Source organism: Mycobacterium sp. E1386 (assembly GCF_001672745.1).
Lineage (GTDB): Bacteria > Actinomycetota > Actinomycetes > Mycobacteriales > Mycobacteriaceae > Mycobacterium.
The window spans coordinates 1-23,412 of the sequence record NZ_LZKH01000213.1; the positions used below are offsets into that span (position 1 = coordinate 1).

The following is a 23,412-nucleotide window of genomic DNA, read 5'->3' on the forward strand; positions in this document are numbered from 1 at the left end:
ATGGTGTCGCGCATGATCATCGGCGGGTCTGCGGGGTTGAGGATGATGATCGCCTTGCCACGCTTGGCGCCGCCGATGGTTTCCACGCCCTTGCTGGTGGTCTTGGTGAACTCGTCGATGTTGGCCCGCGTGCCGGGTCCGGCCGAGACCGACGCCACCGACGCGACGATCTCAGCGTAGGGCACCTCCACCACCCGGCTCACCGCGTAGACGATCGGGATGGTGGCCTGCCCGCCGCAGGTGATCATGTTGACGTTCGGCGCGTCCAGGTGCTGGCGCAGGTTGGCCGGCGGGATCACCGCCGGGCCGACGGCGGCCGGGGTCAAATCGATGGCCCGAATCCCCGCGGCCGCATACTTCGGCGCCGCGTCCCGGTGCACATACGCACTCGTCGCCTCGAACACCAGGTCGGGCTTCTCCGACTGGGCCAGCAACCAGTCCACACCCTCGTGCGTGGTCTCCAAACCCAGCTTGCGGGCCCGCGCCAAACCCTCACTGTCGGGGTCGATGCCCACCATCCAGCGCGGCTCCAGCCACTCCGACCGCAGCAACTTGTAGAGCAGGTCAGTACTGATGTTTCCCGACCCGACAATGGCCACACTCGCCTTAGCCGGCATCTGACGCTCCTCTTATTCGAACGACAAACGAACAGAACCCAAGCCGGTGAACTCGGCCACGAACTCGTCGCCGGCGTGCGCGTCGATCGCGCGCGTGCAGGACCCCGGAAGGACCAAGTCGCCTTTGCGTAACCGCACGCCGAAGGCCTCCACCTTGCGGGCCAGCCAGGCCACCGCGGTAAGGGGGTTGCCGAGCACCGCGTCGGTGCGGCCCTTGGCGACGACCTCACCGTTGCAGCTGAGCACCGCATCAATCCCTTTGATGTCGACGTCGTCCGGGGAGACGCGCGCCTTGCCCAGCACGAAGCCCGCCGACGACGCGTTGTCGGCGATGGTGTCGCACAACTCGATTTTCCAGTCGGTGATCCGGGTGTCGATCAACTCGATCGACGGCACGATCGCCTCGGTGGCCGCCAGCACGTCGTCCTCGGTGCACTCGGCTCCCGGCAGGTCGGCATTCAGGATGAAACCGACCTCCACCTCGACCCGCGGCCACAGGTAGTGGCTCGCCTTCACCGGGGTGTCTTCGGACAATTGCATCTCGTCGAGCAAATGCCCGTAGTCCGGCTCGTCGACCCCCATCATCTGCTGGATCGCCTTCGACGACAGGCCAACCTTGTGCCCCAGCACCCGAGCTCCCTCGGCCACCCGCTGCCGGATGTTGATCAGCTGGATCTCATAGGCGTCGACGACGTCGATCTCCGGATGAACGGCGGTCAGCGGAGCGATCGGTGAGCGGCTCCGCCCAGCCTGCGCCAACTGGACAGCTAGCTGGTGGTGTAATTCCCTGCTAAGCATGAGAATTGGTTCCCTCAGCATTTGCAGGTGAAGTCATTGCCTTGGCGTCCATCCCGCCGAGTGGGCCGGTCCCGATCTCGGCGTTATGGGCATGTGCGAAGTGGTGAAGACCGAAGACGGCGTCCATGCCATTGCGTAATCCCATGTGGTCTTCGCAGTGGTTGACCGCCCGCTTGGCCAGGGCGAGACCGAATTGGGGCATCGTCGCGATACGCGTTGCAAGGCCGAAGGTTTCATCGCGTAGCTGCGGCCGTGCGACGACTCGATTGACCATACCGATTTCGTAGGCGCGCTGCGCGCTGAACCTCTCACCTGTGTACAAGATCTCCTTGGCAAACCGGGGTCCGAGCACCCAAGGGTGTGCGAAATATTCGACGCCCGGAATGCCCATGCGCACAACGGGATCGCTGAAGAAGGCATCATCGGCGGCCACGATCAGGTCACAGGCCCAGGCAAGCATCAGACCACCGGCCACACACGCGCCTTGCACCATCGCGATAGTGGGCTTCGGGATTTCGCGCCACCTCCGGCACATCCCAAGATAGACCTCTGTTTCCCGCGCAAAACGTTGGTCGCCGCCTGGCTTGTCGACGTGGTCCCACCACAACACCGCCCGATTCTCATAGCGCACGTTGTGGTCACGTTCGGGGGTGCCGATATCGTGACCGGCGCTGAAGTGCTCGCCGGCACCCGCCAACACGATCACCTTGATGTCGTCATCGTCCACTGCGCGCCTAAACGCTGCATCCAGTGCGTAGGTCATCGCCGAGTTCTGCGCATTGCGGTAACGCGGACGGTTCATGGTGACCACAGCGACTCCGGAGGTCACTGCATAGGTGACCACTTCGTCTACATCTGGCGTGTCCATGTTGATGCCTTCCGTCATCACGCATTCCGGTTCTGACCATCATCAGCGCAGTCGACCCGCAGGCAGTAGTCGGTTTCCATACACTGGGAGTCATCTCGATCACAGCTGGTGGGATGCGTGCCGGCAATCCGTGCGGCGCCGCCACGTTACTCAGCGCATCCCGACTGTCGGGATTACCGATCCGGTACATGCGCCGTTTCCGCGTAGCGTCAACGCTATGCGCTTCTCGTTGCGCTTTGAGCGGACATGTGCCGCGCCAGCGCAGATCGTTTACGACCTGCTCACTGATGTCACGCGGTGGCCTGAGTGGCTAGGCGGTGTGCGGGCCGCGGTCTGGGAGTACCCCGGAACGGCCAACTCCCGTACCGGGGCGATACGTCGAATCACCATGAGCGGCTTGACTATGCGCGAAAAAATTCTGATCGCTGACCGCCCCTACCACCACGCCTATACCATCCTCTCGGGAATCCCCGTCACCGATCACCGCGCCGATGTTCATATATCCACTACGTCTCGCGGATCTCACATCGTATGGAAGGCAACGTTTCGCCCCCGCATCCCGGTCACGGGGCCGCTGATCTGGCTCATGCTGCGCGCGAGCATGCCCACGATGGTGACCGCTCTCGCCCGGGGAGCCGAAGCGCAGCCGACGTAGCCACCGTGCCGGTGAGCATGGATTGCAACCGGTCTCGTCTACAGGATCAAGATGGCCCAAAGCCATTTACCGTCAGCCTCCTTGGTCATTACACGCGGCCCGATGACGGGCTGGGTTTGGTGCCCCGCGTGGTGGCCGGAGCCAGGCCGTTGTCTTCGCATCGCCGATCACCGCCACCCACACGTGCGGGCGGGTGACCGAAAGTCGTTGATGTTAGCCACTCGCCGTGCAGGGGAGAAGGTTAGGCTGCGCGATCTACATGCGGACCAGGGTGAACGGGTACGTGTAGGTTCCCGCCGGTGACCCGTTACAACCCGAGGAAAACGAGGAGTCCAACGTTCCAGCAAGCGCGGACGCATCCCATGCGTAGACGTCGTGCGTGGGTATCACGGGGCCGTAGTAGATGTCACCACAGCGCAGACCGTCGGGAACGTCGACACTCAAGGTATAGCGGCCATCGGCGAACCGAGCGCTGCCGTTGTACTCGAATGCCCTGGCTACCGGTTGGGGTATCGCGCTCACGCTGACACAGTCACCGCTGCACGAGGAAATCGCCCAGATCCAGGTATGGAAGTCGTACCTGCCGGTGATCAAAAGCTGGTAATTGCCGGTTCGCATCTCCGCGTGGGCCACGGGCACGAGCCCGAAGGCCGCCGCCGCCAGGCAGATACCCAGTATGAGCGCCTTCAAAGTTCGCTCCATTCTGTTTGGGCCGAGGATCAGACGACATGCCGTTACCCACCGCAATGGCGGACTGCCCTCGGCGGGGCCGCTGGTCGCGGCTCACATATGCGAGCCGCCGTCCACACGGACTTCGGTGCCGGTGATGAAATAGGCGTCGGGACAGCCCAGCATGGCTACTACGGCGGCTACAGCGTCTGGTCTGGCGAAGATCGCGCCGTCAGCCAGTGGAAGTACGGGCTGAACCTTGCCGAACAAGGAAAAGTCGACGTCAGCGGGTAGGCCCGGACCTACGCTCTGCTTCGATTCTCCTGTGCCATCAGTCATTCCGGAGGAAATTGACCCCGGCTGCACCGAGTTGAACCGGATTCCCTCTTTGCTGAACTCCATGGCCAACGCATGTGTCATCGACTGAATTCCGCCCTTGGATGCGGCGTAGGCGGACATATACGGGTGAGCAAAGGCCGCCGAGGTGGAGCTGAAGTTGACCACGGCTGGACCGACGCCCTCGCGTAGGGCCGGGATCGCCTCGCGGGTCATCAGGAAGGTGCCGACCAGGTTGATACGGAGTACCTGCTCAAAATCGGCCACGGTGGTGTCCAGGAAATGGGCCGAGCGCAGAATCCCCGCCGCGTTGACCAACGTGTCGAGACCTCCCAGCGCCGCGAGCGCCCGGCCGACACCGTCGCGGACGGACTGCTCGTCGCCGACGTCCAACGTCACCGTGGCGAGCCGGTCCGCGTACGTGTCGGCCTTGGCCACCGTGTCCTTCAACCCGGGCTCGCTGATGTCGGCGGCCACAACTCGTCCGCCTTCCTCCAGCACGCGCAGCACGGTTGCTTGTCCAATGCCCGAGCCACCCCCGCTGATCAAGACGCGGCGATTCGCATATCTCTGAGGACTGTTCACAACGGGGATGGTGCTCCGCGGAATCGGCAATGTCAGCCGCATGTCCCGGTGGGTGGTCCTCTCCTAGGCGGGGAGGGCCCGGTATGGACCCGGTTCGGGTGCCCTCGCATGGGATCCGCAGCGATGGATAGGCGTCCCGGTAAGCGGGACATCGTGTGGTTCACGTCTCACCCGACTGGGAGGGTTCTGCTCGACGCAGCTCGGACCGATGTGGTGCAGGGCGTGACCCGAGCTGCGATGTCTGGTGTCGACGAGGTGAAGGAGCCACAGCCGGTGATCACGAAGGCGCCCGACCGTTGGTCGCCGGGGCTTTCGTCGTTTGGCGCCAAGCTGGCTGGGCCCATGCAGGCCATCGGGGGACTGGCCGCGATGGCGGCCGATGCGGCGAAGTTCGCTGTCCGCAGGCCGTTTCAGGGACGAGAGTTCCTGGATCAGTCGTGGTTTGTCGCACGCGTCTCGCTGATGCCCACGCTGCTGGTAGCCATTCCATTTACCGTGCTGGTCAGCTTCACGCTCAATATCCTGCTGCGCGAACTGGGTGCGGCCGACCTTTCGGGGGCGGGTGCAGCCTTCGGGGCGGTCACCCAGGTCGGTCCCCTGGTCACGGTGCTGATCGTGGCGGGCGCCGGCGCCACGGCGATGTGCGCCGATCTGGGCTCGCGCACCATCCGTGAAGAGATCGACGCGTTGGAAGTGTTGGGAATCAATCCCGTTCAACGATTGGTCACCCCGCGCATGCTGGCATCGGGACTGGTGGCACTGCTGCTCAACAGCGTCGTCTGCATCATCGGCATCCTGGGCGGCTACACGTTCTCGGTGTTCGTCCAGGACGTCAACCCGGGTGCATTCGCGGCGGGCATCACCCTGCTGACCGGGGTGCCCGAATTGATCATTTCCTCGGTCAAAGCGCTGTTGTTCGGTCTCATCGCCGGCCTGGTGGCCTGCTACCGCGGGCTGACGATCACCGGTGGCGGCGCCAAAGCTGTGGGCAACGCCGTCAACGAGACGGTGGTATACGCGTTCATGTCGCTGTTTGTCATCAACGTCGTGGTGACGGCTATCGGCATCCAGATGACGGCGAAGTAGGCAGACGGTGACGCTGCGAGCGGCATATCCGGGTCTGGCCCGAGAAATCAACAGACCGATCAGCGCGCTGACCGGCATCGGTGACCACGTCGCGTTCTACGGGAAGGCGATCGCCGGGGCCCCGTTTGCGGCCACCCGCTACCGGCGAGAGATCATCCGCTTGATCGCCGAAATCAGCATGGGCGCTGGCACCTTGGCGATGATCGGCGGGACAGTGGTCATCGTCGGATTTCTCACCTTGGCGACGGGTGGGACGCTGGCCATCCAGGGATACAGCTCGCTGGGCAACATTGGCATCGAGGCGTTGACCGGCTTTTTGGCCGCGTTCATCAACGTCCGTATCTCGGCGCCGATTGTCGCCGGCATCGGCTTGGCGGCCACCTTCGGCGCCGGCGTGACCGCCCAACTGGGCGCCATGCGCATCAATGAGGAAATCGATGCGCTCGAAAGTATGGGGATCCGGCCCGTTTCCTACCTAGTGAGCACACGGATCGTCGCCGGTATGCTGGCGATCACGCCGCTGTACTCGATCGCGGTCATCTTGTCGTTCGTGGCCAGCCAATTCACCACCGTGGTCGTGCTGGGGCAATCCGGTGGGCTCTATGGTCACTACTTCTCGACGTTTCTGAACCCAACCGACCTATTGTGGTCATTTCTGCAGGCGATCCTGATGGCCTTGGCCATCCTGTTCACCCACACCTACTACGGCTACTTCGCCAGCGGGGGACCCTCGGGTGTCGGGGTCGCGGTGGGCACTGCGGTGCGCACTTCCCTGATCATCATCGTGTCGGTCACCCTGCTGGTTTCGCTGGCCATTTACGGCGCCAACGGCAACTTCAACTTGTCGGGCTAGGGGAAGAAAGCTGATGTGGAACAACACTGTTCGCCCCTTGCTGGGTCTGGCCACCGTCGGTGTGATCGGCGCGATCGTCGCTGCCACCATCGTGTTGTTCGAAGGCGGTGCCATCGAATCGGTGCCGGTCACGGTGCTATCGCCCCGGGCGGGACTGGTGATGAACCCGGACGCCAAGGTGAAGCTGCATGGTGCACAAGTGGGCAAGGTCTCCTCGATCGACAACCTGCCCGACGGCCGGGCCGCGATTCACCTGGCGATCAATCCCTCCTGGCTGAATCTGATTCCCGCCAATACCGGCGTCGACATCGAATCAACGACCGTCTTCGGGTCGAAATTCGTGCAACTCATCCCACCGCCCGATCCCTCCCCCCAGTCGCTGAAGGCGGGCCAAATCCTTGACTCTGAGCATGTCACCGTCGAAATCGACACCGTGTTCGAGCAATTGGTGTCGGTGTTGTCGCAGATCGAACCGGAAAAGCTCAATGAGACCCTTGGCGCTCTCGCGCAAGCGTTCAGCGGCCGCGGTGACAAACTCGGCCACACCCTGGCCGATCTGGACGCGCTGTTGACCAAGATCGACCCGAGCCTGACCTCCCTGAGGCACGAACTCTCGGTGGCCCCACAGGTGCTCAACGCCTACGCCGACGTGGCCCCCGAACTGGTTAAGACGGTTCAAAACGCGACCCGGTTGAGCGACACCGTGGTCGACCGGCAGCGTGATCTCGACACCGCGCTCATCAGCGCGATTGCGCTGGCCGACATCGGAAACGACGTGCTGGCGGACAACGCGCAGGCGTTCACCGCCGTCCTTCATCTGCTGGTCCCCACCACGAACCTGACCAACAAATACAACCAAGCCATCACCTGCGCGCTGGCCGGCCTCAAGCCGCTGGCCACCGGTCCGCCCCTGCCCGTACCGGGTGTCCTGTTGCTGGATTCGTTTCTGCTGGGCACCGAACGTTACCGGTACCCGCAGAACCTCCCCAAGGTCGCGGCGACGGGCGGTCCGCAATGCATGGGCCTACCAGACGTGGGCTTCGGGCACCGCCCGCCCTACCTGGTCACCGACATTGACGCCAACCAGGCGCAGTACGGAAACCAGGGAATCCTGTTGAACTCCAATCGCCTTAAGCAGTGGCTGTTCGGGCCGATCGACGGGCCGCCGCGCAACACCCCACAGATCGGGATGCCGGGATGACGGGCTCGGTCGGGACGACCGTCAAGTTCGGGCTGTTCGCGGTGGTGACCATTGTGCTGACGGCTGCCCTGTTCGCCATCCTTGGCCAGTACCGCACAGGTTCGACATATGGCTATTCCGCGGTGTTGAGCGATGCCTCCAGCCTTAAGGCCGGTGATTCGGTGCGTGCCGCCGGGATCCGGGTCGGCACGGTCAATCATGTTGCGCTGCAATCGAATAACACCGTGCTGGTGAGTTTCGACGCGAACCGCGAGGTCAGGCTCACTACCAGCACGCGAGTCGCGGTGCGTTACCTCAACCTGGTCGGGGATCGCTACCTTGACCTGCTCGACGCGCCCGGTTCTGCCGGGATTCAGCCGCCTGGATCGCGGATTCCGATAAACCGCACCGAGCCGGCGCTGGACCTCGATTTGTTGTTGGGTGGGCTCAAACCGGTGATTCAGGGGCTCAACCCTCAATCGGTGAATGCGCTGACCAACTCGTTGATCCAGATTCTGCAAGGCAGCAGCGGCGATGCGGAGTCGTTGTTCGCCAAGACCTCGTCCTTCTCCAACGCCCTGGCCGACAACGGGCAAGTGGTGCAGCAGGTGATCGACAATCTCAACGAGGTGGTCGCCACGGTGGCCAAGGACGGCGGCAAATTCTCGGCGACGGTCGGACGCCTCGAGCGGCTCATCACGGAGTTGTCGGCTGACCGTGATCCGATAGGCGACGCCATCACCGCGCTCGACAAGGGAACCGCGTCATTGGCCGACCTGCTTACCCAGGCCCGTCCGCCGCTGGCCGGTACCGTCGACCAACTCAATCGGCTGGCTCCGTTGCTCGACAATGACAAGGCGCGGCTGGACCTCGCTTTGCAGAAAGCCCCCGAAAACTACCGCAAACTCGTGCGGTTGGGTGCCTACGGAAGTTTCATCAACCAGTACCTGTGTGGCATCTCCATTCGCGTCACCGACCTTCAGGGCCGCACGGCCGTCTTCCCGTGGATCACCCAAAACACCGGACGATGCGGGGAACCCTGATGCTGAAATATCGCGGCACACAACTCATCCGGGCCGGCTTCATCGCGTTCGTGCTGATCGTGCTAGTCATCATCATCGGCCTGCACCCCCAACAGCTGTGGTCGATGGCTACCTCCATCCGGTACCAGGCGCTGTTCACCGAGGCCGGAGGCCTAACTGCAGGCAACGACGTCCGAGTGTCGGGCGTGAAAATGGGAACGGTCTCCGACGTCACGCTCAGCCATGGCAAAGCATTGGTGACCTTTAGCCTCGACGCCAAGGTGCACCTGGGATCGAGCACGACAGCCCACATCAGGACGGGCACCCTGCTGGGTGCGCGGATGCTGGCCTTAGAGCCCGCAGGCGCCGGCAGCATGCACTCCTCCGATGTCATCCCGGTACATCGGACGACATCGCCATACTCCCTGACCGACGCCGTCAGCGACTTCACCGCCAACACCGCCGCCACCGACACCGGCGCGCTCAACGCATCCTTGGACACATTGGCCGAAACGATCGAGCGGATCACACCACGACTGGGGCCCACGTTCGACGGCCTGAGCAGACTGTCGCAATCGTTGAACAGCAGGAATGAATCGCTGGCCCATCTTCTCAAAAGCGCCGCCGATGTCACCGGCATCCTGTCGGAACGCAGCCAGCAGGTCAACACCATGTTGCTCAATGCCAACGACCTGCTCGGAGTCCTGAATCAGCGTCGTTACTCGATCGTCAACCTGCTGGCCAACACCTCGGCGCTGGCCCAGCAACTCTCGGGCATGGTGGCGGACAACGAAAAAGAACTCGCGCCGACACTGGCCAAACTCAACTCGGTCACCGCGATGCTGGAAAAGAACCGCGATAACATCGCCAAGGCGATCGTCGGATTAGCCAAATACCAAGTAACCCAGGGCGAATCGGTCAACAACGGCTTTTATTACAACGCATTCGTCGGCAATCTGATCCCGGCGCAGCCCCTGCAACCGTTCCTGGACTACGCGTTCGGATTCCGGCGGGGCGTCAATGCGGGTCAACCACCCGACAATGCCGGACCGCGCGCGGAATTCCCCTGGCCGCACAACGGCATTCCCGGAGGACGATGATGGCGACCGGGGTGAACAAGGCGTGGTACACCAAGGCGCTGCTGGTGACATTGGTGGGACTTATCGCTGCGGGAACGGCTTTCGTGGTACATGCAGAGGTCTTCGGGCCCAAGATGATTACCGCATATTTCAGCTCCGCGACCGCCATCTACCCCGGCGACGAGGTACGCGTGGTGGGGGTCAAGGTGGGCACCATCAAGTCCATCGAACCCCAAGGGACGCAGGCCAAGATGACACTGGCCGTCGACCGTGATGTGCCGATCCCGGCCGACGCCAAGGCCGTGATCGTGGCACAGAACCTGGTGGCGGCCCGGTATGTGCAGCTGACCCCGGCTTACGAAGCCACGGGAACCGGCGGTCCGACGATGGCCGATGGGGCGGTGATCGGCGTGGATCGAACCGCGGTACCCGTCGAGTGGGATCAGGTCAAAACGCAACTGATGCGGCTGGCCAGCGAATTGGGTCCCGCAAGCGGCGTTTCCACCAGTTCGCTCGGGCACTTTATCGACAGCGCGGCCAATGCCATGGACGGCAACGGCGACAAGCTTCGGCGGACGATCACCGAGCTGTCTCAGGTCGGGCGCATCCTCGCCGGCGGTAGCGGCAACATCGTCGACATCATCAAGAATCTTCAGATCTTCGTTACCGCCCTGCGCGACAGCAACGTCCAGATCGTCGAATTCCAGGACCGCCTCGCAACGGTGAGCAGCGTCGTGGACGGCAACCGGTCAGACTTGGATGCCGCGCTGACCAACCTATCCTCGGCGGTCGGTGAGGTGCGCCGATTCATCGCCGGAAGCCGAGACCAGACCGCAGAACAAATTCAACGACTGGCCAACGTGACGAAAAACCTGGCCGACAACCGCATGGCGGTGGAAAACCTTCTGCACGTGGCGCCCAACGCAATCGCCAACGGCTACAACATCTATAGCCCGGACTCCGGAACGGCACGGGGAGCCTTCGCCATGTCGAACTTCGCCAATCCGGTGGCACTGGTGTGCTCGGCGATCGGCGCGGTGAAGAATGCCACCGCGGCCGAGACGGCGAAGCTGTGCGCCCAATACTTGGGCCCGGCACTGCGTTTGATCAACTTCAACTACCTACCGATCCCGTTCAACGCCTATCTGGCCAAATCGCCGAGCCCGGACAACCTCGTCTATTCGGATCCGAACCTGATGCCCGGCGGGCCGGGCGGAGTCCCCCCCATCCCAACCGATCCACCCGCAGTGTCGGCCTACACCGGCGCGGGCGACATACCACCCCCTCCGGGATGGGAATTGCCGCCGGGTCCCCCGGGGATCTACGCCCCTAACGGATTACCCGCTGACCCTTCGCCGGCGCTGTTCCCCCGTGCGCCAATCCCACCGGGAGTGCCCCGGCCGGCCCCAGCGGCCCCCGGCCCGGCCAGCCTGCAGGACATGCTGCTGCCGGCTGGTCCGCAACCACCGCTGCCGACCGCATCCCAGCCCGGAGGCACACCGTGACCGGATCGCGATCAACGCGGCGTCTCGCAGCGATCGCGTCATGGGTGGTGTTGACGGCAACCGGATGCGCTTTCGATGGCCTCAATTCACTGCCTCTACCTGGCACTGTCGGACGAGGCCAGGACGCGGTGACTTACCACGTCCAAATCGCTAATGTCGGTACGCTGGAATCTAATTCGCCGGTGATGATCAACGACGTCGTCGTTGGCAGCGTGGGCAAGATGACGCTGCGCGATTGGCATGCCGACGTGGATATCTCGGTGCGTCCAGACGCCGTGGTGCCGGCCAACGCTCTCGCCAGGATCGGCCAGACAAGCCTGTTGGGCTCGATGCACCTGGAACTGAACCCCCCACCGGGCGTGCCCGCGGCCGGCAGGCTCGCACCCGGGGCGACCATCGGTCTGCAACGCTCCTCGACCTATCCGTCCACTGAGCAGACCCTGTCCTCGCTGTCAGTTGTCGTCAACGGCGGGGGACTGGGCAAGGTCGGAGGCCTCATCAACGAGTTCAACGCGGCACTGGGCGGGCGCGAGGACAAGATCCGCGATCTGCTGACGCATTTGAACGACTTCGTCGGTGTTTTGGATTCCCAGCGTGACAACATCAACGCATCCATCACGGCATTGAACGCCCTGGCCGGCACCCTTGCCGGACAAAGCGGTGTCATAACCGCAGCGCTGCAACGGATTCCGCCCGCACTGGACGTTCTGATCAAAGAGCGGCCAAGGATCACGACCGCGCTGGATAAATTCCGGGTGTTCAGCAACACGGCCACCGGATTGATCAACGCCACGCACGACGATCTGGTCGCCAACCTTAAAAATCTGGAGCCGACCGTGCGCGCACTCGCCGACGTCGGCCCGAGCCTCGACACCGTCCTGGCCTTCGCGCCGGCCTATCCCTACCCGCAGAACTTCATCGACCGCGCGATCCGGGGCGACTATTTGAACGAGTTCATCACTTTCGACTTCACGATCCCGCGGCTCAAGAGGGGACTGTTGCTGGGCACACGATGGGGGCAGGAGGGAGCCACGCTGGTGCCCGCCCCGGGAGACCCCTGGTATGCCACCTTCACCAAGGACCCGCTCAACGCGCCCCTCACGGCCCCGCCGAACGCGGTGGCCACGCCGCCCATGGCCGGTCCGCCAACGCCGGCCGGCGCCCCGGTGACCACCCAGCAGCTCAGCCAGCCACCGATCCCGGCGCCGACCGATTTCGTGCCACAGGATGTGGGGGACCGCTGATGTTGACGCGCTTCGTCCGAATTCAGCTGACCATCTTCACCATCGCGTCGGTCATCGGGATGACCGTGATGATCGTCGAATACCTGCAAGTGCCCACCCTGCTCGGCGTCGGCCGCATGCGGGTCACGCTGCAATTGTCGGGCACCGGCGGACTTTACCGGTTTTCCAACGTGACCTATCGAGGAGTGGAGGTTGGAAAAGTCACCGACGTGCGGCCCACCCGCGCCGGCGCCGAGGCCACACTGTCGTTGAACACCAGCCCGCAAATCCCGGCGGATCTGCGCGCGGAGGTGCTCAGCGTGTCGGCGGTCGGAGAGCAATATGTGGACCTGCAGCCAGCGACGGCGGCAGGACCTTACCTACATGACGGCTCCATCATCCCCGCGGCACACACCTCGATCCCACAGGCCGTCGGACCGATGCTGGATCAAGTCAGCACGCTGATCAACAGCGTCCCGAAGACCAAGATCAGCGGCCTGCTCGACGAAACGTTCAAGGCCTTCAACGGATCCGGGTACGACGTCGGGTCGCTGCTGGACTCCTCGTCACAACTCGTCGGCGACGCCAACACCAACGCCGAGCGGTCACGCACCCTCATCGACGACAGCCGGCCCCTGCTCGACGGCCAGGCGCAATCGGGCGGCGCCATCCGCACGTGGGCACGCAGCCTCGCCGGCATCAGCCAACAACTCGTCACCGACGACCACCAGACACGGACGCTGCTGCACGGGGCGCCAGGGGCCGCCGATGAGGCGTCACGCCTGTTCAATCAGGTCAAGCCGACGCTGCCAATGCTCTTGGCGAACCTCACCACGCTGGGCCAGGTCGGTGTCACCTATCACCCCTCCCTCGAGCAGCTGCTGGTGTTGCTGCCGCCCACCATCGCCGCCACTCAGTCCTACGGCGCACCCAAGAACAATCCCACCGGATACTCCCTGGGCGACTTCACCCTTACCATCGGCGACCCGCCCGCATGCACGGTAGGGTTCTTGCCGCCGTCGTCGTGGCGGTCACCAGAGGACACGACGGTGATCGACACTCCCGACGGGCTGTACTGCAAACTGCCGCAGGATTCACCCATCGGGGTACGCGGCGCCCGGAACTACCCGTGCATGGGCCATCCCGGCAAGCGCGCGCCCACGGTCGAAATCTGCAACAGCGACAAACCTTTCGAGCCGTTGGCGATCCGCCAACACGTCCTGGGTCCCTACCCCCTCGATCCGAACCTCGTCGCGCAGGGCGTCCCGCCCGATGACCGCGTCAGCTTCGGTGACCAAATCTTCGGACCACTCGAGGGCACCCCGCCGCCGGGACCGCTGCCGCCAGCGGCCGGCCCCACGCAAGCGCCTCCGCCAGAGTCCCCGCCGCCCGCCCCGGCCGCAGCGCCGCCACCTGACGGTTCCGAGGGGCCCGCCCCGGCTGCCGCGCCGAGTGCATACACACCTCGGCGGTCCGGCCCATCGGTTGCCGTCGCAACCTATGACCCACGAACCGGCCGGTACGCCACCCCCGACGGCACCGTGTATCGCCAATCGGACCTGGTCCCCCGCGCCGGTATGCGGTCCTGGAAAGATCTCTTCCCGACATGAGCGGCAGCTCACGCCGACGTTCTCGGACCGCAACCCTCCTAGGTGCCTTCGTGATCACGTCGCTGGGCACTGCGCCCCCCGGCAGCGCGGCCGGCGACTGGGGCCTGAACGGCACCTACACCGCGACATCCAACGGGGAGTGGGCCAAGACCAACGAGATCTTTCACAACGAGGCCAGCATCCGAAGTATCTGGACGATCAACACCACCTGCAGCTATCCCACCGAATGCACCGGCACGGTAGTCAGCGACTGGGGTTGGCGCGCCCCGATTTATCAAACCGGCGGTGTGTGGTTCGTCAAGCACATTGTCGACAACTGGCAGCCCTGCCCGGATGGAACCGCGGCTCAGGGATTCCAGGTCTTCAGGTTCGCCCCCACCAACCCCGACGGAGATGCCGTCGATCCAGCCTCGCCCGTTCTCACCGGCGCCGACGAGACGACCGGCGTCAGCGGCGCCTGCGGGCGAAGTAAGACATGGTTCATCAGCATGCCGTTCAAGCTGGTCAAGACGCGGTGAGGGCCGAGAATGAAACCATCCATCACCTCGCAGCATTCGGGTCGTCTCGCAGACCTACGCCTCAAAAGACGCGCGACGCGAGCGATCCTGCCCGTGGCCATGGCGGTGACGGCCCTCCTGGCGTGCACACCCGTCCACGGGTGGGCCGAACCGTCCGCGTGTGACAACCCATCCTGCGTCCCGGGTATCACCGGAGGTGTCGTGCTCGGCGCGCCGTGCCCGGATACCACCCATTTCGTGTTCGGCACTACCTCGTGGGGCCGGTTGGTCTTCTGCGGATCTCCGCGGCGTTATGAACCCCGGTACTTCCGTTCCCCCTCGATGTGGGGAATTAAGGACGAGAACTCCAACTGCGAGGGCCTCGAAAACTCGGTCGCACAAGCCCCCGATGGCTTGTTCCTCACATGCCTGTCTGTCGACGGTGCACCCCGCTGGGTTCGTGGCGACACCTAAATCACCCCATATGCCGGTGGCGAACAATATGCTCGGGCGTTCCGCGCAGTCCCTAGCCGGGCTGGCGGTTGCAATCCTCGTTGCGACGGCCGCATCCGCGACGCCCGTTGCCCGTGCTGACGAGCCGGTGCTGCACCACGTCACCTACACCGTCACCGCGCAGCGCCGCGTCACCGCAGACATCTACTTCCGGGACGCCGATCCGCCCGGCTGGGCCGAATACAGCCACGACCCGTACCAATTCAGCCCTAAGGTCGAGGCCGACGTGGGGCCAGCCACACGGTGGACCCGGGACGTCTGGTTGGCAGCTCCCGATGAATGGGCCATGGTCGTCGCCACCAGCGGGATGTCGCCGGCCACGCCGGACTTTCACTGCGAACTCGCCATAGACGGGGCAGTCGTGGCCACCAACAACGGCGTCAAAGGCGCGTTGTGTTCGGTGCGCCACTGGTAATTCGGTGCTCGGCAGGCGCCGAGGTGAATGCTCACTCAGCGGGAACTGCAGTCCAAGACTGCGCCGCACGACGCTACCTTGTGCGCTACTAGCCGCTTGTATCAACCAATCGCCCGGCCAGCTTCGCTCGCACGCGGCGGAAACGGAGAGAGCACGGCAATGCCCGCCGCCAGTTCGTTCCCGAAACGGGACGCGAGTCCTCTCGATGTCACCTCCGAGCGGCCCGTCGATGCTCAGCTTCTCGAGGCAGCGGAGGCAGAAGCTGCCGAAGCCGAAGCGCTCGCCGCCGCTGCCCGGGCCCGCGTCCAGTCCATGCGGCAACGCCAACAGACAGAAGCAACCGACACCGCATCGGCAGAAATCGCTGAGACCCCAGCCGACGATGCGTCGGCAACTCCCGCGGATGACGTCACCGATCGGGACATCACCGATGCCACTGAACTGCCCGATCAAGGCGGCAAGGCACCCCGGCGGCAGAGAAAGACATACTTCCACCGCCCGAAACGAACCACGATGGTCGCGTCCGTCGGGATGCTCTGCACCGCAGCGCTTCTCGTCGCAAGTGCTGTCATGGTCCGACACCACAATCAGCTGCTAGACAAGCAACAGCGTGCCGCGGAATTCACAGCGGCCGCACGACAAGTCGTGGTCACCCTGATGTCGATTAGCGCGGACAGCGCCAAAGACGACGTACAGCGCATCATCGACAGCTCGACCGGGCAGTTCAGAGATGACTTCCGCGGCGCGGCCGCGGAGTTCGTCAAAGCCGCTCAGACTGCGAAGGTCTCGGCCAAGACGACCGTGCAAGCCGCGTGCCTGGAATCCATGACCGAGGACACCGCAGTCGTGGCCGTTGCCGCCAGCTCCACGCTCTCCAATACCACCGGCGCCCCCGAGCAGCCGCGTTCCTGGCGGCTCAGCGTCAAACTGGCCCGAGACGGCGGGAAAATCAAGATGTCAAGCATGGAGTTCATCCCATGACCATCGGGCAGCTCGAAAACGACAACCTCACCAACGTTGAACTCGCCCTCGCAGGGGCCAGTGACGACCAGCGCGACGACACTACCGGTGACGATCAAAGGACGACCGCAGACGCCGCCAGCGAGACGCGCCGCACTCGGATACGAACCGCACTATCGCACTGGCCGCTACTCATCATCGGTCTGCTGTTGGTAGCGGCCGCCGCCGCAACCGCCACACTGTACTTCGGCCAATATCGACACGACCAGCAGACCAACGACGCTGCGGCAAAGGCGGTGATCGGTGCCGCAACCGAGGGGACCGTCGCGCTGCTGTCCTACACACCCGACAAACTGGAAAGCGACCTGGCCGGTGCAAAGTCACACCTGACCGGTGACTTCTTGACGTACTACGGCAAATTTGCCGACCAAATCGTGGCGCCCGCAGCCAAGCAGAAAGCCGTCAATACCCAAGCAGCGGTCAAGCGCGCGGTCATCAGCGAGCTGCACCCAGAAACGGCCAGGGTGCTGGTCTTCCTCGATCAGACCACAACGAGCAAGGATCAACCTGAGCCGGTCCAGACCGCCAGCAGCGTCATGGTCAGCTTGATCAAAGTCCATGGCGCATGGCTTATCTCGGCGTTCGATCCCATCTAGAACTGCCCTGGCTCCGGGACGGGGTTGAATCCGCCGAACGAAACATTCATCATGCATAGTTATCGGCCACGAGACAATGACCGGTGTCGCATTCTCATTGAGGAGATGATTGATGGCCACCCCTGAGACCCCGTCCCGCTACACTGTCATTTCTGCGGATACCCACGCCGGCGCCGACCTCCTCGAATACAAGCCGTACCTCCCGAAGGCGTTCCACGACGACTTCGACGCGTGGGCCACGACGTATGCCAGTCCTTTCGATGACTTGATCATCGCTACCGCAAAGCGCAACTGGGACCATGAGTTGCGTATTTCCGAGATGGACGCTGACGGGGTTGCGGCAGAGCTGTTGCTGCCCAACACTGTTCCTCCCTTCTTTCCGACGTCTCCCAACATCACCATCTCGTTGCCCCAGAACCGAGCAGAGTTCGAACACCGCTGGGCGGGCGTGCAGGCGCACAACCGATGGCAGGTCGATTTTTGTTCGCTGGCACCCGCACGCCGGCGAGGACTGATCCAGGTATTCCCCAACGACGTCGACGCCGCGCTGGACGAAATTCGTTGGGGCAACGAGCAAGGCTGCTTCGGTGGAGTGCTGCTGCCCCCAGTATCGCCGGGCGACCCCAATGTCGCCCCGCTGTTCCACACTCGGTATGAGCCGATTTGGCAGTTGTGCAGCGAACTGGATCTGACGATCGTGCAGCACGGCGGTCCGGGAAGTCCGGCAATGCCCATGGATCAGCCGGCATCCAACGCCGTGCTCATCACGGAAATGGCGCTGTGGGCCCAGCGCAGCCTGGGCCATCTCATCCTGGCCGGGGTTTTCGAGCGTTACCCCACGCTACGGTTCGCCCCTACAGAGCAGGGCACACTGTGGGTACAGCAGCAACTGATGACGCTCGATGCGATGGTCCCGACGATGAAGTCCGAAGCCGGCAACCGCACGTACGGCATGTTCGGTGGTTCCTCGGTCGATGGGCTTACCCTCACGCCGAGTCAGTACGCCCAGCGGAACTGCTACCTGGCCAGCGAATTGGCGCCCTTTGAATCAGTGATGATTGATTTCATGGGTGCAGACCACATTCTATGGGGAAGCGACTATCCGCACGAGGAGGGCTTCACTCCTCAATCCAGGCTGGCCATCCGGTGGGCGCTACAGAACAGATCGGAAAGCGAGTGCCGAAAAATTTTGGCGGAGAACGCGGCCCGGCTGTACCGATTCGACCTCGATGCACTGGCGCCGATTGCAGCCGAGATCGGGCCGACCGTGGCTGAAGTGCATACCCCCCTTGAGGACACCGGGTACCGTGCCCCGGCCGCGTTCGGCTACCGCCCCTTCGAGGGGGGACTCGCGTTGAAGCGCCTCGCTCCCCAACGCCGGTAATCGCGCCCTGATACGAGAGTCTCCAAAAGCCGGTTCATAAAGTTGCCCGGGGTTAGGCCCCCGGCCACTGAAGAGAGCGGTCTTCCGCAGCGCGCTGTTCAGACGCACCCCAGTGCTTGACTCAAGCGCAACTTTTCAGGCCTTATGCGGTGGTTTGTTTCGTCAGATCCGCGGTCAGAGATGATGATGGGGGCAGCCCGGCTCGGCACTTTCCAACACGCGATGTCTGGGATGGGTCGTAGGCGTGCTCTATCGGCGATGTTTTGCTTACTCCCGCGGATGAATGAAAACCCCTTCTGCTGAAACGGTTACGCCATCGCTGTCGCTGAGCTGTCCAGCGGCGAAGGTCTTGACCCCTTCGACGCGGTCGACCCAGGCCTCGGCGCGAAGAGGCTTTCGTAGCGAGGTTCCTCGGTGGTAGCGCAGGGTCAGCGTCCCGGTGTAGGCCGGCCGCCCTGGCTTGTGGGCGGTAGCGCCCAGTACATGGTCCAACACCATCGCGCAGACACCGCCGTGCACGTAACCCGCCGGTCCTTCATAGGCTGCACCGAGGACGAGTTCCGACCAAACCAATCCGTTTCCCTCGTGAATCACGAGTGGGGGAGCCAACGGGTTGCGGACTCCGATCACCGCATTACCTGAGGCCGCGTTTTGCCCGTCGGCGCGGGTGCGCTCGCCGAACGATCCAGGTATCTGCTCGGCGCTCAGTCGGCCTGTGATTGCGTCGATCTCGGCCGTTGTGGAGGCAATAGCGTTGGGCTCCAACTCCGTTCGGATTGTTGCGTCGATTAGTTTGCGAACGGAAATGGCCAGTAGCTCGTATGTAGACGAGGGGTCAGTCATCGGTATACCCAAATCCCCGGTGTCGGCGGTGTCGCTGGCAAGGTCTTCGCCCTCACGGACAGCGAACCGCGAGCCGGGGCGCGTCGTCCCCTAGGCGTGGCACGCCGATTGTTGGCGTTGCAGCGGACGTGGTGCGGGCCGCACGCTGCAGAACGGGGGGACGCTGCGCATGGGGTCGACGCTTGGTGACTTCGGTGGTCATCGACTAACAAGCGTGAATTGAGCGGTCGCGGTCCGGAAGGTGGCGTCCCGTCCAGCGGGCATAGCACAGGGACATCTCGGCTGTGCTGTTAATCTGGCAAAATGGCCGAGCCCAGCGATAAGCCGGTGAAGTCGGCACTTGCCGCCACCAGTTGGGCGTTGCTGGGCATGCTCTCTTATGAAGAGGAAGTCTCCGGCTACGACCTGAAAAAATGGATCGACTGGAGCGTTGACCTCTACTACTGGAGCCCGTCGAACAGCCAGATCTATACCGAGCTGAAGAAGCTCCAAAGCTTGGGGCTGGTGACATCACGCATCGAACGTGACGAGGGCACCCGCAGCCGCCGGCTCTACAAGATCACCGCGGCCGGGTTGGATGCCGTCACCGACTGGACCAACAATGCCCCGGTGGATCCGCCGGTGCTCAAACATAGCGTGCTGATGCGCGTGACGTTCGGTCATCTGACGACCCCCGCTCGGCTCAAGGAAATGTTGCAGGACCACGTGGCCTACGCCGAAGCCAGGCATCGCAAAGCTGTCGAGGACGCCGAAGGCGCCGAGGACGAGCCGGCTTGGGCCTACTCAGTGCTCGCGCTGCGGTGGGCGGCCAAGTACTACGCCGCCGAGCGCGAGTTTGCGCTGGAACTGATGAAGGAAATCGACGAGGCCGACGGCTCCATGCAGAAGGCGAAAGGCGGATCGGGCAAATTGCGCCCCACGCCCGGGTACTGGCGTGAGGTGGAAAAGCAGGTCCAAGCCAAGCGCCGAGACGACTAACCGCCACCGGCGGCGTCTCTGGCGGCGATGTAGCCGTATACCAACCCTTGGGCGATCGTCGCGCCCGCGCCGGGATATGTGGCTCCGAACGCGTTGGCGGCGGTGTTACCGATGGCGTACAACCCGGTGATGACAGCGCCGTCTTCGCGCAGCACCCGTGCCCGCTCGTCGGCCTTGAGTCCACCGCAGGTACCCAGGTCGCTGAGCACCATCTTCACAGCGTAGAACGGGCCCTTGGTCAACGGTCGCAGATTGGGATTCGGCGTTATCGTCGGGTCACCGTAGTAGCGGTCATAGGCGCTGCGGCCGCGACCGAAGTCGGGATCCTCGCCAAAAGCAGCGCTTTCGTTGAAGCGCGTCATCGTCTGGTTGAACGGTGATGTGGGAGCGCCGATCCGAGCGCCGAGTTCGCGCAGGCTGTCGGCGCGCACCGCGATGCCCGCGTCATACCAGGTCTGCGGAATGGGCATCCGCGGAAACAGTTCGGCGCCAAAGACATAGCTGTTGCGGTATTGCTGATCGAAGATGATCCACATTGCTTCTACCGGTTGCCCGGACTGCTCGAGTTCCAGCAATCGCTGACCGAACGACATGTAGTCGGCCGACTCGTTGGCGAATCGATGCCCATTTTGGTTGACGATGAGGCAGCCCGGAAGTGATCGCTCTGCGAGCATGACCGCGGGCGCCTTGCCCGGCAGCGGCGCGATCGCGGGAAACCACCAAGCCTGGTCCATCAGATCGATGTCTGCGCCGAGTTCTTGGGCGACGCGGATCCCCTCGCCGGTATTTGAGTCGGCGCCCAGGCTGACGTTGGGCTCGAGTGACTCGGACTGAAATTTCCAGCGCATCTCCATGCAGTGGTCAAAGCCGCCGGTGGCCAGCACCACCCCGTGCCTGGCCGTGATGGTCACTTCACGGCCACCATGGCCGACAACCGCACCGCTGACGCGGTCGTCGTCGCCGACCAGACGCAGCAAGGTGGTGTCGGTCCACACCGGGATCTGAGCGCGCAACACACCGGCGAAGAGGGCGGCTGCCAGGGCTTGGCCGCCCGCGGCGTAGTGCCGGCCAAGCAGGCGGCCACCCAGACCCTGGGCCACTCGCTTCGCGAGGGTCGGAATTCCCTTGCGCGGCACCCGCGCAACCAGGTTGAGCCAACGATAATCCGCCCCCGTTGTCGGGATAGAGAAACCGGACTCCATGACCCCGGGCCGCAGCCGGCCGCGATATTCGCCCAGGACGGCAGTGTCTAGGGGCCGGCACTCGCAGGTACGCCCAGCTGCGCTGCCGCCGGGCTCTTCGGGGTGGTAGTCGGAGTATTCCCGGGCCCAGAACAACCGCATCGGAGTCGTACGCTCCAGCAGCTCGACGGTCGCGGAGAGATGTGTCAAAAATCCCGCGGAACGCGGAGGTGGGGCTGAGCCCGCAACAACGGAGTCAAGATAGGTAGCGGCGCGCTCGGCGGTGTCGTTGGCACCGGCCCGCTGCAGCACTGGGCCCGCGGGCAGCCACAGCGCGCCACCGGAACGTGCCGTCGAACCACCCACGTACGAGGACTTCTCGACGATCAGCACGGAGAGCCCCCGGTCGTGGGCGGCGAGTGCTGCGGCCATGCCGGTTCCCGAACCGATCACGAGTAGGTCCACCGTCGTGTCGGACACGGGAAGTCCAGCAGGAATCGTCGTGCTGTGCGTTGTCACGCCTGGTAACGGTAAGCGGCCGGGCCGCTTGGCGGGAAGAGGCGTCCTGATCAGTGGAACACGTGCCCTCCACCTGCCGGTCAGTCGGAGTTGAATGGCGCCCATGAATTCGCAGTCCGAAGCCGGCGAAGTTCGGCTGATCGAGGCCGATGCTGCGCCAACTCGATTCGCCCGCGGCTGGCATTGCCTAGGTCTGATCAAAGACTTCAGTGACGGCAAGCCGCACGCAATCAATGCTTTCGGCCAGAAGCTGGTGGTATTTCGCGGCGGTGATGGACAGGTCAATGTCCTCGACGGCTACTGCCGCCACATGGGAGGTGACCTGTCGCAAGGTGAGGTCAAGGGCAACGAGGTGGCGTGCCCGTTCCATGACTGGCGCTGGGGTGGTGACGGACGCTGCAAGCTGGTGCCCTACAGCAAACGCACACCCAAGCTGGCCCGCACCCAAGCGTGGACCACCCTGCAGCAGGACGGCATGCTCTTTGTGTGGAACGATCCCGAGCGCAAACCGCCCCCACCTGAGGTCGCGATCCCGCGTATCGAGGGCGCCGCTAGCGACGAGTGGACCGATTGGCACTGGTACACGACGGTCGTGAACACAAACTGCCGCGAAATCATCGACAACGTCGTGGACATGGCCCACTTCTTCTATATCCACGGGTCCCTGCCGACCCATTTCAAGAACATCTTCGAAGGGCACGTGGCTACCCAGTACATGAACAGTGCGGGCCGACCCGACCTGGGTGGCACAGAAGGTCCTCAGTTGCTCGGCACAACATCGGTGGCGTCTTACTATGGACCATCATTCATGGTCGACGACCTGACTTATCACTACGCGGATGGTGACCACCACACCGTCTTGATCAATTGTCATTACCCAGTTGACGCGAATTCCTTTGTGCTGCAGTACGGCATCATCGTCAAGAAATCCGAGGCGCTACCCGATGATGTCGCGGTGCAGACTGCGGTCGCCCTGGGCGACTTCGTCAAACTCGGTTTCGAACAAGATGTGCAGATCTGGCGGCACAAGGCGCGCATCGATAATCCGCTCTTGGTCGAAGAAGACGGCCCGGTTTACCAACTACGTCGATGGTACGAACAGTTCTACGTCGATGTCGCCGATGTCCAACCGGATATGGTGGACCGCTTCGAGTTTGAGCTCGACACCACCCGTCCGTACGAGGCCTGGATGAAGGTGGTCGAGTCCAATATCGCTGCGCAGGCTACCGCCAAAGACTCGGTGTGATGACGGTGGCTTCGCTTGTGAGAGAGGACGAGCGCCTCGCCGACATGCCCATGATGTCCGTGGCATGTCGGCGCTGTCGAGCGCGAGTGCACGTCCGTAAAAGCAGCTGGAACCAGACGAGCGTGCAGTGGACA

General features: G+C 63.5%; 24 protein-coding genes. 17 read left to right on the forward strand and 7 right to left on the reverse strand.

Features of this window, described 5'->3' with window-relative positions:
* From A5709_RS21780 to A5709_RS21790, 3 genes are all read right to left on the reverse strand, one after another.
* Positions 1-617: acetaldehyde dehydrogenase (acetylating) (locus A5709_RS21780; RefSeq protein WP_068122429.1), on the reverse strand; the 617-nt coding region annotated here is incomplete at its 3' end.
* A 12-nt stretch (positions 618-629) separates the two neighbouring features.
* Entirely contained in the window at positions 630-1,415 is a 786-nt protein-coding gene (locus tag A5709_RS21785) for a 2-keto-4-pentenoate hydratase (protein WP_068010749.1), read from the reverse strand.
* On the reverse strand, positions 1,408-2,283 hold the full coding sequence (locus A5709_RS21790) for an enoyl-CoA hydratase (protein WP_068010768.1): 876 nt from the start codon (positions 2,281-2,283) through the stop codon (positions 1,408-1,410). Before A5709_RS21790 ends, A5709_RS21785 begins: the two co-directional genes overlap by 8 nt.
* Before the next feature lie 217 nt (positions 2,284-2,500).
* Between A5709_RS21790 and A5709_RS21795 the strand changes: the two genes are divergently transcribed.
* Positions 2,501-2,938, forward strand: a complete 438-nt coding sequence (locus tag A5709_RS21795; RefSeq protein WP_068010748.1) for an SRPBCC family protein — start codon at positions 2,501-2,503, stop codon at positions 2,936-2,938.
* 255 nt (positions 2,939-3,193) lie between these two features.
* On the opposite strand, the gene A5709_RS21800 is transcribed toward A5709_RS21795, so the two are convergent.
* Together A5709_RS21800 and A5709_RS21805 are read right to left on the reverse strand one after the other, a co-directional pair.
* On the reverse strand, positions 3,194-3,640 hold the full coding sequence (locus tag A5709_RS21800; protein ID WP_369827391.1) for a hypothetical protein: 447 nt from the start codon (positions 3,638-3,640) through the stop codon (positions 3,194-3,196).
* Between the two features lie 81 nt (positions 3,641-3,721).
* A complete protein-coding gene (locus tag A5709_RS21805; protein ID WP_068010764.1) occupies positions 3,722-4,528 on the reverse strand; it encodes an SDR family NAD(P)-dependent oxidoreductase in 807 nt (268 codons plus the stop codon).
* A 237-nt stretch (positions 4,529-4,765) separates the two neighbouring features.
* Here A5709_RS21805 and A5709_RS21810 point away from each other — a divergent pair, with 237 nt between their 5' ends.
* The 14 genes from A5709_RS21810 (at position 4,766) to A5709_RS21870 (ending at position 18,511) form a co-directional block, all read left to right on the forward strand.
* Positions 4,766-5,614, forward strand: coding sequence for an ABC transporter permease (locus A5709_RS21810; protein ID WP_067755514.1), 849 nt, complete (start codon positions 4,766-4,768; stop codon positions 5,612-5,614).
* Between the two features lie 7 nt (positions 5,615-5,621).
* Positions 5,622-6,467: an ABC transporter permease gene (locus A5709_RS21815; RefSeq protein ID WP_067755511.1), complete on the forward strand. Its 846-nt coding sequence runs from the start codon at positions 5,622-5,624 to the stop codon at positions 6,465-6,467.
* Between the two features lie 13 nt (positions 6,468-6,480).
* Entirely contained in the window at positions 6,481-7,668 is a 1,188-nt protein-coding gene (locus A5709_RS21820; protein ID WP_067755508.1) for an MCE family protein, read from the forward strand.
* Positions 7,665-8,690, forward strand: a complete 1,026-nt coding sequence (locus A5709_RS21825; RefSeq protein ID WP_068122411.1) for an MCE family protein — start codon at positions 7,665-7,667, stop codon at positions 8,688-8,690. The genes A5709_RS21820 and A5709_RS21825 overlap by 4 nt, the downstream gene beginning before the upstream one ends.
* The gene (locus tag A5709_RS21830; RefSeq protein ID WP_068122441.1) at positions 8,690-9,769 is read left to right on the forward strand and encodes an MCE family protein; all 1,080 of its coding nucleotides are present in this window, start codon (positions 8,690-8,692) and stop codon (positions 9,767-9,769) included. Before A5709_RS21825 ends, A5709_RS21830 begins: the two co-directional genes overlap by 1 nt.
* The gene (locus tag A5709_RS21835; RefSeq protein WP_082953369.1) at positions 9,769-11,253 is read left to right on the forward strand and encodes an MCE family protein; all 1,485 of its coding nucleotides are present in this window, start codon (positions 9,769-9,771) and stop codon (positions 11,251-11,253) included. Before A5709_RS21830 ends, A5709_RS21835 begins: the two co-directional genes overlap by 1 nt.
* Positions 11,250-12,497, forward strand: coding sequence for an MCE family protein (locus A5709_RS21840; protein ID WP_082953368.1), 1,248 nt, complete (start codon positions 11,250-11,252; stop codon positions 12,495-12,497). Before A5709_RS21835 ends, A5709_RS21840 begins: the two co-directional genes overlap by 4 nt.
* Positions 12,497-14,086, forward strand: a complete 1,590-nt coding sequence (locus A5709_RS21845; protein WP_068010740.1) for an MCE family protein — start codon at positions 12,497-12,499, stop codon at positions 14,084-14,086. The genes A5709_RS21840 and A5709_RS21845 overlap by 1 nt, the downstream gene beginning before the upstream one ends.
* Positions 14,083-14,604 carry a hypothetical protein gene (locus A5709_RS21850; RefSeq protein WP_369806112.1) on the forward strand — a complete coding sequence of 174 codons (522 nt, stop codon included), beginning with the start codon at positions 14,083-14,085 and terminating at the stop codon, positions 14,602-14,604. The genes A5709_RS21845 and A5709_RS21850 overlap by 4 nt, the downstream gene beginning before the upstream one ends.
* 99 nt (positions 14,605-14,703) lie before the next feature.
* Positions 14,704-15,057, forward strand: coding sequence for a hypothetical protein (locus A5709_RS28975; RefSeq protein ID WP_082953367.1), 354 nt, complete (start codon positions 14,704-14,706; stop codon positions 15,055-15,057).
* Positions 15,058-15,085: 28 nt separating this feature from the next.
* Positions 15,086-15,511, forward strand: coding sequence for a hypothetical protein (locus A5709_RS21855; RefSeq protein ID WP_068010760.1), 426 nt, complete (start codon positions 15,086-15,088; stop codon positions 15,509-15,511).
* 159 nt (positions 15,512-15,670) lie between these two features.
* A complete protein-coding gene (locus A5709_RS21860; protein ID WP_068010735.1) occupies positions 15,671-16,492 on the forward strand; it encodes a hypothetical protein in 822 nt (273 codons plus the stop codon).
* Positions 16,489-17,127 (forward strand): twin-arginine translocation pathway signal, encoded by a 639-nt coding sequence (locus tag A5709_RS21865; RefSeq protein WP_156670114.1) that lies wholly within the window; start codon positions 16,489-16,491, stop codon positions 17,125-17,127. The genes A5709_RS21860 and A5709_RS21865 overlap by 4 nt, the downstream gene beginning before the upstream one ends.
* A gap of 112 nt (positions 17,128-17,239) precedes the next feature.
* The gene (locus A5709_RS21870; protein ID WP_082974337.1) at positions 17,240-18,511 is read left to right on the forward strand and encodes an amidohydrolase family protein; all 1,272 of its coding nucleotides are present in this window, start codon (positions 17,240-17,242) and stop codon (positions 18,509-18,511) included.
* Between the two features lie 267 nt (positions 18,512-18,778).
* Here A5709_RS21870 and A5709_RS21875 read toward each other — a convergent pair whose 3' ends face one another.
* Positions 18,779-19,354, reverse strand: a complete 576-nt coding sequence (locus A5709_RS21875) for a PaaI family thioesterase (RefSeq protein WP_068009101.1) — start codon at positions 19,352-19,354, stop codon at positions 18,779-18,781.
* Positions 19,355-19,657: 303 nt separating this feature from the next.
* Between A5709_RS21875 and A5709_RS21880 the strand changes: the two genes are divergently transcribed.
* Complete coding sequence (locus A5709_RS21880) at positions 19,658-20,332, forward strand: PadR family transcriptional regulator (RefSeq protein WP_067752631.1); 675 nt, start codon at positions 19,658-19,660, stop codon at positions 20,330-20,332.
* Here the strand turns inward: A5709_RS21880 and A5709_RS21885 are convergent.
* Positions 20,329-22,032, reverse strand: a complete 1,704-nt coding sequence (locus tag A5709_RS21885) for a 3-ketosteroid-delta-1-dehydrogenase (protein WP_197520215.1) — start codon at positions 22,030-22,032, stop codon at positions 20,329-20,331. The genes A5709_RS21880 and A5709_RS21885 overlap by 4 nt on opposite strands.
* A 103-nt stretch (positions 22,033-22,135) precedes the next feature.
* Here A5709_RS21885 and A5709_RS21890 point away from each other — a divergent pair, with 103 nt between their 5' ends.
* Complete coding sequence (locus A5709_RS21890; RefSeq protein WP_068009095.1) at positions 22,136-23,278, forward strand: Rieske 2Fe-2S domain-containing protein; 1,143 nt, start codon at positions 22,136-22,138, stop codon at positions 23,276-23,278.
* The last annotated feature ends 134 nt before the right edge of the window (positions 23,279-23,412 follow it).